This window comes from Ancylobacter sp. GW821-FHT10E12, from assembly GCF_058809335.1.
This window is the reverse complement of sequence record NZ_JBXASN010000005.1, coordinates 293543-309271: the sequence shown is the minus strand read 5'-3', so window position 1 is coordinate 309271 and position 15729 is coordinate 293543. Positions and strand designations below refer to the sequence as shown.

Annotated in this window: 11 protein-coding genes and 2 pseudogenes; 12 read left to right on the top strand and 1 reads right to left on the bottom strand. The window is 64.7% G+C overall.

Features of this window, described 5'->3' with window-relative positions; all coding sequences use genetic code 11:
• The 3 genes and pseudogenes from AC1RU4_RS09250 to AC1RU4_RS09240 all read left to right on the top strand — a co-directional run.
• A pseudogene (locus tag AC1RU4_RS09250) lies at nucleotides 1–712 on the top strand (transposase); the annotation flags it as partial.
• A 229-nt stretch (nucleotides 713–941) separates the two neighbouring features.
• Nucleotides 942–1352 (top strand): DUF4158 domain-containing protein, encoded by a 411-nt coding sequence (locus AC1RU4_RS09245; RefSeq protein ID WP_492890756.1) that lies wholly within the window; start codon nucleotides 942–944, stop codon nucleotides 1350–1352.
• A pseudogene (locus AC1RU4_RS09240) lies at nucleotides 1307–2746 on the top strand (Tn3 family transposase); the annotation flags it as partial. The gene AC1RU4_RS09245 and the pseudogene AC1RU4_RS09240, both read left to right, overlap by 46 nt.
• A gap of 166 nt (nucleotides 2747–2912) precedes the next feature.
• On the opposite strand, the gene pdxR reads toward AC1RU4_RS09240, so the two are convergent.
• Nucleotides 2913–4445 (bottom strand): MocR-like pyridoxine biosynthesis transcription factor PdxR, encoded by a 1533-nt coding sequence (pdxR, locus tag AC1RU4_RS09235; protein ID WP_492890755.1) that lies wholly within the window; start codon nucleotides 4443–4445, stop codon nucleotides 2913–2915.
• A 264-nt stretch (nucleotides 4446–4709) separates the two neighbouring features.
• On the opposite strand from pdxR, the gene AC1RU4_RS09230 reads away from it, so the two are divergent.
• From AC1RU4_RS09230 to AC1RU4_RS09190, 9 genes are all read left to right on the top strand, one after another.
• Complete coding sequence (locus tag AC1RU4_RS09230; protein WP_492890753.1) at nucleotides 4710–6278, top strand: ABC transporter substrate-binding protein; 1569 nt, start codon at nucleotides 4710–4712, stop codon at nucleotides 6276–6278.
• A 224-nt stretch (nucleotides 6279–6502) separates the two neighbouring features.
• Nucleotides 6503–7366: a carbohydrate ABC transporter permease gene (locus tag AC1RU4_RS09225; protein WP_492890752.1), complete on the top strand. Its 864-nt coding sequence runs from the start codon at nucleotides 6503–6505 to the stop codon at nucleotides 7364–7366.
• Nucleotides 7366–8226, top strand: a complete 861-nt coding sequence (locus AC1RU4_RS09220; protein WP_492890751.1) for a carbohydrate ABC transporter permease — start codon at nucleotides 7366–7368, stop codon at nucleotides 8224–8226. Before AC1RU4_RS09225 ends, AC1RU4_RS09220 begins: the two co-directional genes overlap by 1 nt.
• Nucleotides 8223–9335, top strand: a complete 1113-nt coding sequence (locus AC1RU4_RS09215; protein ID WP_492890750.1) for an ABC transporter ATP-binding protein — start codon at nucleotides 8223–8225, stop codon at nucleotides 9333–9335. Before AC1RU4_RS09220 ends, AC1RU4_RS09215 begins: the two co-directional genes overlap by 4 nt.
• A gap of 4 nt (nucleotides 9336–9339) precedes the next feature.
• Complete coding sequence (locus tag AC1RU4_RS09210) at nucleotides 9340–10458, top strand: ABC transporter ATP-binding protein (protein WP_492890749.1); 1119 nt, start codon at nucleotides 9340–9342, stop codon at nucleotides 10456–10458.
• Between the two features lie 34 nt (nucleotides 10459–10492).
• A complete protein-coding gene (locus AC1RU4_RS09205) occupies nucleotides 10493–12535 on the top strand; it encodes a molybdopterin-containing oxidoreductase family protein (RefSeq protein WP_492890748.1) in 2043 nt (680 codons plus the stop codon).
• Nucleotides 12532–13563, top strand: coding sequence for an NAD(P)/FAD-dependent oxidoreductase (locus AC1RU4_RS09200; protein WP_492890747.1), 1032 nt, complete (start codon nucleotides 12532–12534; stop codon nucleotides 13561–13563). Before AC1RU4_RS09205 ends, AC1RU4_RS09200 begins: the two co-directional genes overlap by 4 nt.
• Complete coding sequence (locus tag AC1RU4_RS09195) at nucleotides 13563–14342, top strand: type 1 glutamine amidotransferase (protein ID WP_492890780.1); 780 nt, start codon at nucleotides 13563–13565, stop codon at nucleotides 14340–14342. The genes AC1RU4_RS09200 and AC1RU4_RS09195 overlap by 1 nt, the downstream gene beginning before the upstream one ends.
• Entirely contained in the window at nucleotides 14335–15720 is a 1386-nt protein-coding gene (locus AC1RU4_RS09190) for a glutamine synthetase family protein (protein WP_492890746.1), read from the top strand. Before AC1RU4_RS09195 ends, AC1RU4_RS09190 begins: the two co-directional genes overlap by 8 nt.
• Nucleotides 15721–15729 lie beyond the last annotated feature (9 nt).

Genomic DNA, 15729 nt, shown 5'->3' with positions numbered 1-15729 from the left:
ACTACCTAATCGATCTCGACCACGCCGTTATCGTCGATGTGGAAGCTTGCCGCGCCATCCGGCAAGCCGAGGTCGGGACGGCGCGCACCATGATCGAACGCACGCAGGACCGGTTCGACCTCTGGCCCGCGCGCCTCGCCGCCGACAGCGCCTACGGCTCGGCCGAGAACCTCGCCTGGCTGGTGCACGAGCGCGGGATCGAGCCGCACATCCCCGTATTCGACAAGTCCGAACGCCAAGATGGCACCTTCAGCCGGTCCGACTTTACCTACGATCGCACCCGTGATCTTTACACCTGTCTGGGCGTGAAAGAGCTTCACCAATATCGTCGGCGCTTCGGCGTCAGTCGCGAGGGCATCGATCCCGAAGGCTTCATGCGCTACCGCGCCAGCAAGTTCGACTGCGACGCCTGCCTGCTGAAGCCGCAGTGCTGCCCCAACACCCCGGCCCGCAAGATCCTGCGCTCGATCCACGAGGGCGCCCGCGACATGGCCAGGGACATCGCGCAGACCGATGCCTATGTCACCTCGCGGCGTGAGCGGAAGAAGGTCGAGATGCTGTTGCGCACCTGAAACGCATCCTGAGGCTCGACCGACTGCGACTACGTGGCCCGAACGGTGCCCGCGACGAGTTCCACCTCGCTGCCGCAGCCCAGAACCTCAGGAAGCTTGCCAAGCTCCTGCCGAACGGGCCGCAGGCATTGGCGGCCTAAGGAGGAGAGGTTGCACCCCCAACGCGAGCGGCGATGTCACCGCCCTCCAGCACCGACTTGTTCAACGACATCCTCCAATAAGGGGGCGGAACAGGAACTGTTCCCAGCGACACGCTAAGGTCGAACGAAGCATGAACGCCCGCAATTGATCTGTAGATGAAGCTGTCAGCCTGTTGAAAGCAAGTGGCCGGTGGCGGCCAATTTCCCCTGAAGTCGTGTATCGAGAGGAATGCGGATGGGCAGAAGAAGGCTTCTCAGTTCAAAGGAAGTGGCGACGCTTCTGGGCATAGCGGTGGACGAGGATAGCCTTATCCGACATTTTACGTTGGAATCGGCAGACCGCGTGGAATGCGAACTCCGCCACCGACCGCAGAACAAGCTGGGTTTCGCGGTTCAACTTTGCACAATGCGCCAAACGGGCCGACTATTGTCGGAGAACGAGCAACCACCAGCCGCTGCGGTCAAATATCTTGCGGAACAGCTCGGTATCGATGCTCGCCTGTACGAGTTTTATGCTCGCCGGGTACAGACCCGTTTTGACCATAGCCGGCATTTAATGGACTATCTCAGTCTTCGGGCGGCTTCCAAAGAAGATCGGCGTGGCTCGCGGAGGCCCGCCAGATGCTCGACTTCAACCTGAAGCGTCTGGCGCACAGAGCACGCTCCGGAAAGCTCGAAGGTGTTCGTCTTGAAGCCGGGACGTTGACTGTAACGCCAACTGCTGGCGAAGTTGCGGTGGCGGCCGAGGAACTGAATGCTGAGATCAGCGATATGTATCCAATGGTTGAGGTGCCGGACCTATTGAGGGAAGTGCACGATTGGACCGGCTTTGCCGATGATTTCACCCATGTTCGCACCGGCGATGTCCCAAGAAATGTCTCGGCCATGTTGGCCGGCGTGCTGGCCGATGCGGCCAACCTCGGTCCGAAGCGAATGGCCAGCGCAACCAAAGGAATCAGCGCGCATCAGATCAGCTGGATGCGTGCATTCCATGCCCGATCAGAGACATATCGCGCGGCGCAAGCATGCATCGCCGATGCGCGCACTCGTCACCCACATGCCCGACTTTGGGGTAATGGAACGACCGCGTCATCCGACGGGCAGTTCTTTCGCGCTAGCGATAGAGCGGCGAAGTGCGGTGATATCAATCGACATTACGGCAGCTAACCCGGCTCAAAGTTCTACAGCCACCTTTCCGATCAGTACGGCTACTTCAGCATTCTGCCCATCAGTCCGACCGAAAGTGAGGCTGCCTATGTGCTCTATGGGCTATTTGATCAGGACACGGTCCTCGACGTCCAGGAACACTTTACCGATACAGGTGGCGCGAGTGATCACATCTTCGGCCTGTTCGCCCTCATAGGCAAACGCTTCGCACCGCGACTGCGCAATCTCAAGGACCGGAAGTTTCACACGTTCGAGAAAGGCGATGCATATCCGGCGCTGTCCAACCACATTGGAGCCCCGATCAACACCACCCTATTCCTCGAGCACTGGGATGATCTCCTCCATCTGGCGGCGTCGATCACTACGCGATCCGTCGTGCCGTCCACGATCCTGAAGAAGCTGTCCGTATCCCCGAGGGAAAACCAGCTTGCCAGAGCTCTACGCGAACTCGGCCGGATCGAGCGATCCCTGTTCATGATCGAATGGTACTCAAGTCCGGCGCTACGCCGTCGTTGCCAAGCCGGCCTCAACAAGGGTGAGGCCGCGCATAAGCTGAAGCGGGCTGTCTTTTTTCATGAGCGCGGCGAAATCCGTGACCGATCGTTCGAAAGCCAGGCGTTCCGCGCATCCGGCCTCAACCTCGTCGTCAGCGCCACCGTCCATTGGAACACGGTCTATATCGAACAGGCCGTCACCCACTTGCGCAGCATGCGTCGCGAGATTCCGGATCACCTGCTCAAGCACGTATCGCCGCTGAGTTGGGAGCACATCAATCTGACGGGTATCTACACTTGGGACAGCGAGCAGAATCTCCCAGAAGATTTCCGGTCGCTTCGCCTTCCAGTTGGGCTGCGACAGGCCGCATAGGTTCTTGATCCGTTCGATCTTAGCGTGTCGCTGAACATCTAGCCATGTGAACGATAATACGCGATTGGTGCATCCCGCAGGTCTGATTCGTTCTGTCTACGTTCAGGTTGCCCGACGCAGATCGATTGCTGCGGGAAGCAGGCCGCCGCGTGCCGACCTTCGGAGATCAAGCAAGGCGGTCAGCCGGCCGCCTACCAATCACGGCGCGAAAGGCGGATATGTCCCGCAAGCTCGACAGCCGAGAGAGCCCCAGGGTGATCTCGGAGTTGTTGAAGGCAGAGAATCCGAGAAGCAGTCCTTTGCGTCGTTCGCTACCGGCGTAATACGGTGATAGAGGTCGAACAACCACGCCGCGCGTCGCGGCCAGCTTGGCGAGATGCTGGTCATCCGCCGTCTGCGGCAGCGGAAGGATGACATGCATGCCGGTTTCCGTAGCCGAGAGCGCTGTGTCGGCGCCGAACAACTCTCTCATTCCTTCGATCAGTTGCAGTTGCCGCGTGCGGTAAAGTCCGCGCATGCGTCGCGTATGAGCGGCAAAAAGTCCGCGTAGCATGAATTCCGACAGCACCATCTGTTCAATCAGCGAGGCGTGCCGGTCGACCACGGCGCGGGCCTTGGCGAAGGCGTCCGCAAGGTCGGGGGGCACCACGACATAGCCCAGCCGGAAGGAGGGGAGCAGGATCTTGGAGAAGGTGCCGATATGGATGGTGCGGGCATCGGTATCGAGCCCGTAGATCGCCGGCAGCGAATTGCCGACATAGCGAAACTCGTGGTCGTAATCGTCCTCGACGATCCAGGAGCCGCTGGCCTGCGCGAATTGCAGGAGAGCGTGGCGGCGGGCCATCGAGAGGGTGGCGCCGAGCGGATAGTGGCGAGAGGGCGAGGTGAAGACGAAGCGTGGCACGGGAAGCGCGAGCGCCGCGATCTCGACGCAGATTCCCTCCTCGTCGACGGGTACCGGATACAGCGCGCCGCCATTGGCCTTGATGACCGCCCGCGCCCCGACATAGCCGGGCTCCTCCAGCCAGACCGGATCGCCGGGATCGAGCAGCATGCGGCAGACGAGGTCGAGACTCTGCTGCGAGCCGGTGGTGATGATCACCTGGCGGTAGTCGCAGGCCATGCCGCGCGAGGCGTTGAGATATTGGGCGATGGCGCGGCGCAGTGGCTCATAACCGGCATTCGAGGTGTCGGCGAGAATTTCGCCGGTCAGTCGCCCGGAGGTCTCGTTGAGCAAGCGTAACCATGTGCGGATGGGAAATTCCCGCAGGTCCGGCAGGTCCGGCATGAACGGTGTCGGCCTTTCCGAGAACTCGCCGGTCGCGGAGAGGACGAGATTCTTGCCGCGCCGCGACAGCGAGCGGAAGGGATAGGTCGTGCCGTTACGTGGTGCCGGCTGCTCGGTCGAGACGTCCTGCGCCTCGTCGGTGGACAGGCCGGCGACATAGGTGCCGGCGCCGACGCGCCCGGCGAGGAACCCCTCGGCGGACAGCACCTCGAATACCTGCATCACGGTGTTGCGAGAGACGCCGAGTTCGTCGGCGAAGACCCGCGTCGACGGCAGCTTGGTGCCCGCCGGCATGCGTCCGTTCTGGATCGCCTCCCTGAGCCGGTCGGCGATCTGCCGATGGATCGGTTCCTTCGATCCCTTGTCGATTTCCAGGGAAACCAGTGAACCCGTGATAGCGGTCTTGGGCATCGTTCATCCAGAAGCTTGCGCGTGCAGAAGATGTTGCATCGCCGAAATTGGCACCTTCGATAAATTCAAAATGGCACTAACCGGCCCGTTAGGCGATCCATATTATCGATCGTACCGCATAGCTGCCCTAACAGTCGTGCCACGTAAATATAAATTTCGAAGATCTAGCTGGGATGCACGAACGTTGGTTCGTGTAAGGCTGATCTATTGTGCCGATGATCAATATCAATAATTCCAGATCATAAAATAGATCAGGGGAACAACATGAATTCCGATAATAGCGAGATCAAGGACGTTCTCGGCCGATTCGAGTCCGGCCAGATGAGCCGGCGCGGCTTCATGCGGTCGATGGCGCTGCTGGGCGTCTCGACCGCCGTGGCCAATGCCGTGATGCAGTCGCCGCTCGGCGCCACGCGGGCCTTCGCCGCCATCAGCGGCCCGGAGGAGCGTGCCTGGGCGCTGGCCAAGGAAGCCGCGGCCAAGGCGCAGAAGAAGACGCTGACTCTGCTCATTCCCACCGGCTCCATCGGCAACATGACCCCCTATGCCGACAAGTGGAAGAACGAGCTCGGCATCACCCTCGAATTCATCGAGGAGCCCGACGAGGTGGTGCACACCAAGGGTATGCAGGAGGCCGTCGCCAAAACCGGCCGCTACGACGTGATGATGCCGACCGCCATGTCCTACCCGGACTGGATCAATTCCGGCGTGATCTACGACCTGACCGACTGGGTGCAGAAATACGATCCCGAGATCTTCAACAAGGAATGGGGCGTCGTCTTCCCGGCGAGCCATCATGCGCAGCTCTATAATGGCCGCGTGGCCGGCCTGCTGAACGACGGCGACCAACTCACCCTGCTGTGCCGCGACGACTATCTGACCAACCTGGACAAGGCCAAGGCTTTCGCCGACACGTTCGGCTACAAGCTCGGCGTGCCGAAGACGTGGTCGGAGTATCACGATATCGCGCAGTTCATGCACGATCCCGCCAACAAGTTCTTCGGCAGCCTCGAATACCGCTCGCGCTATTACGTGAAGTGGATGTTCATGCAACGCCTGATCTCGAAAGGGCGTCTCTATTTCGACCAGGACATGAACCCGACCTTCAACTCCGACGAGGGGCTGGCGGCGCTGGAAGACATGCTGGCGATGAACCAGTATCTGCATCCCGACGCCTTCAGCTTCACCTGGTCGTCCAACTACAATGCGTTCGGCCGCGGCGAAGGCTTCATGAACATCGCCTGGCCGTCGGGCTATAAATACTCGAAGGCGCCCTCCACCGGGCCGGCGACCTCGGGCAAGATCGCCGCGACCGTGATGCCGGCCGACAAGCTCAAGGACGGCACGCTGTTGTATGCGGGGCTGTTCTGCTGGGGCTACGGCTACGCCGTCTCCAAATATTCGGCCAATCCCGAGCTTTCCTACGCCTACGCCCAGTGGATGACGTCGCCGACGATCTCGATGGACGCCATTCCCTATCTCGGCGGCTATTCGGACCCCTATCGCGTCAATCACATGCTCGCGCCGACCCAGCGCATGATCGACACCTACTCGCCCGCCTATCTGCAGACGCTCTACGACAACATGATCAACACCGTGCCGGACTTCTGCCTGCCGGGCGGCTTCGAATACCAGGATGCCCTCGACAAGGAGGTGCATGCCTGCATGACCGGCGAGAAGAAGCCCAAGGACGCGCTTGACGCCGCTTCCAGATCCTTCGACCGCATCACGCGCCGGATCGGCAAGGACAAGGTGCGCCAGTCGTGGCTGGCGCTCGCCAAGAACCTCGCCGAACCGATCAAGCAGGCCAGCGGCGCCAGCCAGTGGGGCTGAGCCGCGACCGCTGAACCGGGGTGTCGGCACGCGCCGGTCTCGGCGGCCGTGCCGACACCGCCTGTCTCCGCCGGCTTTCCGGGCGTCGCCCCGCACGCGAGCATCGAGGTGCAAGCATGAATATTCACAGCGTCACCGTGGACGTGCCCGAGGCGGGCGAACGGCCTCGAACCCGGAAGTCGCCGGCGTCTCGAAAGGGGCCCCGCGCCTTCGCACTGGGCCGTATGCTGACCCTGCCCGGACAGATCATCTCGCTCGTCGTGCTGGTCGTACCGTTGATGGTCGCCTTCTACATGAGCTTCACCGACTGGTCGCCGACCGGGGGCTCGCTGCTCGCCGCGCAGTGGATCGGCTTCGACAACTACAAGGAACTGCTGGTCTACGATACGCGCTTCCTGGAGGCCGTCGTCCGTACGCTGCTGATCTCCATGGTCTGCCTCAGCCTCGAATTCGTTCTCGGGCTCGGGCTCGCCGTGCTGTTCCTGCGCGAGTTTCGCGGCAAGGCGGTGCTATTCTCGGCGTTCCTGACGCCGATGATGATCCTGCCGGTCGTGGTCGGCTACACGTTCTGGATGCTGTTCCAGTCGAACGGCCCGATCAACCAGATGATCGAGCTGCTGTTCGGCGCGCAGGCGGTGCCGCAGTGGTTCCGCAGCGCGCCGCTGGCGACCATCGCCGTGATCGTCACCGAGGTCTGGCACTGGACGCCGCTGTTCTTCCTGATCCTGCTCTCCGGGCTCAACGCGGTGCCGGAAAATCCGGTGCGCGCCGCCGTCATCCTCGGCGCGAGCCCGCGCCAGGTGTTCTGGCGCGTGGTACTGCCGATGCTGAAGCCGGTGATCATCGTCGCCTTCGTCATTCGCGCGATGGAGATCGTGAAGCTGTTCGACGAGGTGTTCATGCTCACCCGTGGCGGGCCGGGTACCTCCACCGAGACGATCAGCCTCTACATCTACAAGCTCGCCTTCAGCGACTTCCAGCTCGCCTATGGCGCGGCGGCCGCCTTCCTCGTGCTGCTCGGCACGCTGGCGCTCATCCACCTCCTGCTCGCCCCGGTGCGCGACCAGCTTCTGGAGGCCCGCTCCTGATGTTGACCCGCCCCCTTTCCTGGCCGCTGGCCGCCGTCCTGCTGGCGGCGCTGGTGGTGACGCTGTTCCCGGTGTTCTGGATCGTGATGACCGCGATCAAACCGCCGACCGACTGGAATGCCGCCCCGGCGATCTGGGTGCCGTCCGATCCGACGCTGGTGAATTTCAAGACCCTGTTCGACCCCGAGGCGATCCGCGCCTATGGGGTGGGCGGAGTGAGCCAGGCGGCGACCGCTTCGGTGCTCGGCTCGCTGCTCGCCTCGACCGTCGCCACCGCGCTGTCGGTGCTGGTCGGCCTGTTCGCGGCGATCGGCATCTCCCGTTACGGCAACGGCGGGCGGGCGACGCCGCTCATCATCCTGTCGGGCCGCATGTTCCCGCCGGCGGCGATCGCCGTCCCGTTCGTGATCATCTTCTCCAGCGTCGGCCTGATCGACACTTATGGCGGCCTGATCGCGATCTATGTCGCGGCGACGCTGCCGTTCTCCACCTGGATGCTGAAGAGCTTCGTCGACGATCTCCCGCGCGAGATCGAGGAGGCGGCGATGATCGACGGCCGCTCGCGGCTGATGGCGCATCTCACTGTCACCATTCCGCTGATCCGGGGCGGGCTGTTCGCCACGACCATGTTCATCTTCATCCTGAACTGGTCGGAATTCATGTTCGCGCTGGTGCTGTCCTACACCGACGTCATCACCATTCCCGTCCAGCTCGCCAAATACGTCACGGCGACGGCGGGCACGCTCTACGGCGTTCAGGCGGCGCTGGCGGTGCTGGCCATGCTGCCGCTGGTCATCGGCGGCTTCCTCATCCAGTCGCATCTCGCCCGCGGCATGACCTTCGGAGCGGTGAAGCGATGACCACGCCGAAACTCGAACTCATCGGCCTGAAAAAGGAATTCAAGGACGGATCGGTGGCGGCGGTCGACGGCGTCGACCTTGCCATCGCTCCCGGCGAGACGCTGGCATTGCTGGGGCCTTCCGGCTGCGGCAAGTCGACGACGCTCAACATGATCGTCGGTCTCGAACAGCCGAGCTCGGGCGACATCCGCATCGATGGTCGCTCCGTGGTCGCCTTGCCGCCCGGCAAGCGCAATGTCGGGCTGGTGTTCCAGGACTATGCGGTGTTCACCTCGATGACGGTGCGCCAGAACCTCGCTTTCGGCCTCGCCATCCGCCGCGCGCCGAAGGCCGAGATCGCCCGCGCCGTCGGCGAGGTCGCCGAATTGCTCGGCATGGCGGACCGGCTGGACGCCCGCGCCAAGGATCTCGGCGGCTCCGAACTGCAGCGGGTGGCGATCGGCCGGACGCTGGTGACGAAGCCGACGATCCTGCTGCTCGACGAGCCGCTATCGAACCTGGAGGCTGCCGCCCGGCTGGCGATGCGCCGGGAGCTTCGGCGCCTGCAGAGCGAGATCGGGCTCACCATCATCTATGTCACGCACGACCAGACCGAGGCGCTGTCGCTCGCCGACCGAATCGCGGTGATGAGCGCCGGCAAGATCCGGCAGGTGGAGAAGACATCGGTCATCTGCGATCGGCCGGATCATATCTTCGTCGCCGGTTTCCTCGGCTCGCCGCCGATGAACCTGCTGCGCGGCCGGCTGGTGGCGCATGCGGGCGGTGCGACCTTCGAGAAGGGTGCCTTCCGTGTTCCGCTCGATGCGGCGTCGATGCCGGACGCGGTCGGGGCGGAGCAGGCGATCGTCCTGGGAATCCGCCCCGAGCGCATGGTGCTGGAGCCGGCCGAAGGCGCGGGCCTTGCCGGGCGTGTTTCCCTCGTTGAGCCGCGTGGCCCGGAAACCGTGCTGACCGTCGAGACCGGCGGCGTCGATCTCAAGATCCTCGCCCCGTCCAGTCGCCGTGTGCGGGAGGGAGAAATGGTCGGCCTATCGGTCGATCCCGCCAGCCTCCTCCTGTTCAGCGCCGAAACCGGCCGTGGGCTTCACGCCGGCGGCGCGGAGGAATGATGCCATGAAGCCGCTGTTCCCAATCCCGTCGACGACACCCCCTGCCCTTCGGGTTGACGCGCTTTCGAAGAGCTTCCGCAAGACGCAGGCGCTGGCGGGCATCGACTTCTGCGTGCCGGAAGGCTCGCTGACCGTGCTGCTGGGTGCGGCCGGAGCCGGCAAGACCACGACGCTGCGCGTGATCGCCGGGCTGGATCGCCCCGATTCCGGGCGGGTGCTCCTGCGCGGCGAGGATGCCGGCGCCCGCGAGCCCAGGGATCGCGACATCGCGATGATCTTTGACAATCTGGCGCTCTATCCCAACAAGACCGGATTCGAGAACATTGCCCATCCGCTGCGGATACGCGGCATGGCGCGCGCCGAAATCGAGGCCCATGTCGCGCAGGTCGCCGGCACGCTGCGGATCGGCCATATCCTTCAGCGGCTGCCCAAGACTATGAGCGGCGGCGAGCGCCAGCGTGTGGCGCTCGGGCGGGCGCTGGTGCGCCGGCCGACGCTCTTCCTGCTCGACGAACCGCTTTCCAGCCTCGACGCCATGCTGCGCATCGAGCTGCGGGCGGAGCTCAAGCGACTCCAGCGCGAGTTCGGCTACAGCTTCCTGTTCGCCACGCCGGATTTCGCCGAGGCGATGGCGGTTGCCGATACCGTCGTGATGCTGCGCGAGGGAAGGGTGGTGCAGGTCGCCGATGCCCAGACGCTGTATGAGCGCCCGGCCGACCGTGAAGTCGCCCGCTTCGTCGGCGCCCCCGAGATCAACCTGCTTCCCGCGCGCTTTGACGTCGCCGAAGGTGGACGGGTTCACGTCTGTGGGGCGTCGCTTGAGGCTCCTGCCGCGCTTCGGGCGGTTCTCGGACCTTCGGACATCGCGTTCGATGCCGGTATCCGGCCCGAACATTTGAAGCTGGTCGATCCGGCGCAGGCATCGATCCGCGCCGGCGTCACCGACATCGAGCCGCTCGGGCTGAAATCGGCGATCACCGCGCACAGCGACGGCGCCGAACTGCGGCTCGTCGTCGATGCCGTGCAGGCCCGCACCATGGCGCTCGGCGAGACTGTCGGACTTTCGGTCGACATCCACCATCTCCACGCCTTCGACCGCGCAAGCGGTCTTCGTCTCGGCTGACGCCGCAACCAGAAACGCAGGAATGGAGGCTGACATGGCGCTCCCCGACATAGTGAAGACCACCTGCCCGCGCGATTGCTACGACGCGTGCGGCATTTCGGTGGTACGAAAGAACGGCGCCATCGCGAAGGTGCTCGGCGACCCCGACCATCCCGTCTCCCGCGGCGCGCTCTGCGGCAAGTGCGCCATCGCCTATAATGGCGCGTGGCGCGATGCGGGCCTGCGGCTGTCGCAGCCGCTGAAGCGCATCGGGGCGAAGGGCGAGGGAGTCTTCACGCCGATTTCGTGGGAGGCGGCGCTTGGCGAGATCGCCACGCGCTTCCATGGGTTGATCGACGAGGGCGCGGCGCGCAGCATCGTCCACACCCACTATACCGGAACGGTCGGGCTGATCGGCGGCTGGTACCCGATCCGCCTGTTCAACCGCATGGGCGCCACCGAGGTTGATCCCGACACGGTGTGCAACAAGGCCGGCCATATGGCGCTGGAGCTGGTCTTCGGCAATTCGCTCGAGGGCTTCGATCCCCGCACCGCCAGGGATGCGCGATGCATCCTAATCTGGGGCGCCAACCCCGCTCATTCCGCTCCGCACCAGAACAAGTTCTGGCTGAAGGAGGCCCGCGAGGCCGGCGCGAAGGTCATCGTCGTCGACCCGATCGGCCATGGCACCGCGCTGGCCGCCGACATGCATCTGAAGCTGGCGCCGGGCACCGATGCCGCTCTGGCCTTCGCGTTTCTGAACGTGCTGCGTGCACATGGGCGCATCGACCAGGCCTTCATCGATGCGCATGTCGCGGGTGCGGAGGAGCTGATCCCGGCCATCGACAGCATGCCGCCTTCGCGCGCGGCGACGCTCTGCGGCGTGCCGGAGGAACTGATCGTCGCCGCGGCGCTGGCCTATGGCGAGGGCCCCTCGCTGCTCTGGCTCGGGCAGGGCGTCCAGCGCCAGCCGAGCGGCGGCAATGTCTTTCGCTCGCTCTCCGCGCTCGTCGCCTTCACCGGCAATCTCGGCAAGCCGGGCGCCGGCCTGTTGTACATGAACGGGCCGGGCGGGCGTGGCATCGATATGTCGACGCTTGTCGCCCCGGAACTGGCGACGACCGGCACCGGCTCGATCAGCCACATGGACCTCGCGGCCGAGCTTGAGAAGCCCGCCGGCATTCGTGCCTTCGTCAACTGGAACAACAACCCGGCGGCGTCCTCTCCCGAGCAGGGCCGGCTGCGCCGCGCGCTCGAGCGCGAGGATCTCTTCCATGTGGCGGTGGATCTCTTCCATACCGACACCACCGCCTATGCCGACATCGTCCTGCCGGCGGCAAGCTTCCTGGAATGCGACGATCTCGTCCTCTCCTATTTCGACCTGACGCTGTCCGCGCAGGCGAAGGCCGGCGATCCGCCGGGAGAGGCGCTGTCCAATGCGGAGATCTTCCGCCGGCTCGCCGCCGCCATGGGCTATGACGATCCCGCGCTGTTCGAGGGCGATGCCGAGCTTCTCGCCCGGTTGCTGGCGCAGACGCCATATCCCGGCACGTTCGAGGATCTGGCGGCGAAGGGCACGGTGACGCTGTTTCCCGAGCCGCGCCTCCAGTTCGAAAGCCTGGAGTTCGCCACGGCCTCCGGGCGGATCGAACTGGCCAGCGAGCGGGCAGTCGAGCTCGGCCTGCCGCGCCTGCCGGAGCCTCACGCCGATGCGCGGCCGGCGAAGGGCCATCTGCGCATCCTGTCACCGGCCTCGCTCTGGCTGATGAATTCGAGCTACGGCAATGACGAGACCATCCGCAAGCGGCTTGGCGCGCCGACCGTGACGCTCCACCCCGACGATGCCGCGAGCGAGGGGCTGGCGGAGGGCGATGCCGTGGTTCTCTCCAACGAGGACGGCAGCCTGCCGCTCGCCGTGACGATTTCCGATGCCGCGCAGCCCGGTGTCGGCATCGTCCACAAGGGCCGCTGGCCGGGCGCCTCACCCGGCAATGCCAATGTGAACGCGCTGGTGTCGCGCCGAAAGAGCGATATCGCCGAGAGCACCACCGTGCACGGCACCGAAGTCCGGCTCCGGCGCGTGGAGGCCGCCGAATGAGCGCGATCTCATCCGATGTCGCCATCATCGGCGCCGGACCGGTCGGCATCTTCGCCGTGTTCGCCCTCGGGCAGGTCGGCCTGTCGAGCGTCGTCGTCGATGCGCTCCACGAGGCCGGCGGCCAGTGTGCCGCGCTCTATCCCGAGAAGCCGATCTACGACATTCCGAGCCGTCCGTCGGTGAGCGGTGCCGGGCTGATCGACGAATTGCTGCGACAGAGCGAGCCCTACGCGCCCGCCTATCTCCTCGGGCGGCGTGTCGAGACCCTGCTGGAGCGGGACAGGCGATACGAACTCGGCCTGTCCGACGGCACGCTGGTGGAGGCCGGCGCGGTATTCATCGCCGCCGGGGCGGGCGCCTTCGGCCCCAATCGCCCGCCGCTGGACGGTATCGAGGCCTATGAGGGCCATTCGGTCTTCTACTCCGTGCGAACGGCGGAGCGGTTTCGCGGCAAGCGGGTGGTGATCGCCGGCGGCGGCGATTCCGCCGCCGACTGGGCGGTGTTCCTCGCCGACATCGCCGCTTCGGTCACGCTCGTGCATCGGCGGCCCGCTTTCCGTGCCGCACCGGGCACAGTTGCCGCTTTGGAGCGTCTGGCGCGCGAGGGGCGCATCACCATCGCCGCTCCCCGGACGCTGGAAGGGCTGGAAGGGAAAGATACCCGTCTCGAACGGGTTCTTGTCCGCGGCCCGGACGACGCCATCGAGGCACTGCCGTGCGACGCGTTGCTTTGCTTCTTCGGTCTCGCCAAGGACCTCTCCGCCCTGGCCGGCTGGGATCTCGCGGCCGACCGCCATGGCATCCCGGTGGATCCCGCGACGATGGCGACGCAGCGGCCGGGCATTTTCGCGATCGGCGACATCGCCCGCTATTCCGGCAAGCTGAAGCTGATCCTCAGCGGCTTCGCCGAGGCTGCCGCCGCCGCCCATGCCGCGCGGGCCCATTTGCGGCCCGGCGGCACGTTCCATTTCGAGTATTCCACCAGCCGAGGTCGACCGGGCCTCGAAGCTGCTCTTGAGGGTAGATGATGCGTATCCTGGTCTTTCAGCATGTCGATGTCGAACATCCCGGCGTATTCCGCGAGTTCTGGGCCGAGAACGGTCACGAATGGGTGCCTGTGGAGCTCGATGCCGGCGAAGCCATCCCGGCCATGGACGGGTTCGACCTGCTCGTGGTCATGGGCGGGCCCATGGATGTCTGGCAGGAAGGCATCCATCCGTGGCTGGCGCCCGAGAAGGCGGCGATCCGGCACTGGGTGCGTGATCTCGGCAAACCGTATCTCGGCATCTGTCTCGGGCATCAGCTTCTGGCCGAGGCTCTCGGAGGTGCGGTCGGCCCGATGCAAAAGCCGGAGGTCGGCCTTGCCGAGGTCGATCTCACGCCTGCCGGGCAGCGCGACCCTATCCTTGCCGGCTTCCCGCCACGTGTGGAGAGCTTTCAATGGCACGGCGCCGAGGTCTCCCGGCTACCGGAAGGCGCGGAAATCCTCGCCGCCAATGCCGCCTGCCCGGTGCAGGCCTTCCGCTGGGGCCGCCATGCCTATGGCTTCCAGTATCATTGCGAGATCACCGCCGCGACCGTCGCCGAATGGGAGCGCATCCCGGCCTATCACGCCAGCCTCGAACAGGCGCTCGGCGTCGAGCGGGCGGCGCGCCTCGGCAGCCTCGTGCTGCCCCGGCTGCCCGCCTTCCGCGCGGCGGCCCGGCAGGTGAACGACAATCTGTGGTCGATCCTCGCAGCCAATCCTTCCAACGTCGCCGGTGACGAATCCGCGACTTTCCGTTTGAACGGAGCTTCCAATGCTTGACATCACCGAAGACAGCCCGCAGGTCGATCACGCCCCCATGCTCGCGCTGGCAACGCGCGAGGAGGCGGATGCCTTCGTCGCGAAGGTCAAGGCCGCCGGCTTCGACTTCGTGCGTTTCGAGCTGCCCGACATGGCCGGGCTCAGCCGCGGCAAGACCATCCCGGTCGACCATATCGCCGGCTATCTGCGCAAGGGGCTGAACCTTTATGGCGGCACCGTCGCGCTCGACAGCTATTCGATCCCGGTCCGCAACTCCGGCTACAATGAGGAGATGAACTATCAGGACTGCGTGATGGTGGCCGACACCGACACGCTGTCCCCGGTGCCGTGGCTGGAGCGGACCGGCCGGGTGATCTGCGACACCATGTGGTATGACGGCCGCCCGCAAATGGCGGCCCCTCGCCTTCTGCTCAAGAAGATGCTGTCCCTTGCCGACAAGCTCGGCTTCATCGCCAAGATGGGGCACGAATACGAGTTCTATGTCGTCGATGCCGCCACGCGCCAGCCGATCTTCGGCGGTCAGCCGATCTTCGCCACCGCGCGCACCCATCAGGTCCCCGCCATCGACGAACTGATCAAGGTGCTTCAGGCGCAGGGCATCGACATCATCACCTATAATGTCGAGCACGGGCCCGGCCAGGTGGAGATCAACTACGAGGCGCTCGACGGCGTCGCGGCCTCCGATTGCGCCTTCGTCTTCAAGGGCACGGTGAAGGAATATCTCGCCAAGCACGGCCTGCTCGCGACCTTCATGACCAAGCCTTACAAAGGCCTCTCGGGAAGCTGCTCGCACTTCCATATCTCGCTCATCGACAAGCACACCGGCCTGAACGCCTTCCTCGATACCAACGAGGAAAACGGCCTCTCGAACACGTTCAAGAGCTTCATCCAGGGTGTGCTCGACCACACGCCGGCCGCGATGGCGGTGTGGAGTCCGACGCCCAACTGCTACCGCCGCATCCGGCCGCGCACCTACGCTCCTTCCAATATTTCGTGGGGCATCCAGGACCGTTCGGCCAGCGTGCGCGTGAAGGCGAGCGGCGACCAGTCCACGCATATGGAAGTGCGCGTTCCCGCCGCCATGTCCAACCCCTACCTCGTCGCCGCCACCACCATCGGCGCCGGCCTGCTCGGCCTGATGCAGCAGCGCGAGCTCATCCCCGCCGGCTCCGGCCCCAAGGAGGACGACAGCCGCTATGCCAAGCTGCCGACCGAGATTCATGACGCGCTGGATGCCTTCGAATCCGACATGGCGCTGCGCGAAATGCTCGGCGAGGAGTTCGTGCGCGTCTACCTCTCGATGAAGCGGCAGGAAGTGGCGCGGCTGCGCGATGAGATCCCGCCGGCCGAGATCGCCGAATATTTCGAACTTTACTGAGCAGGCGGG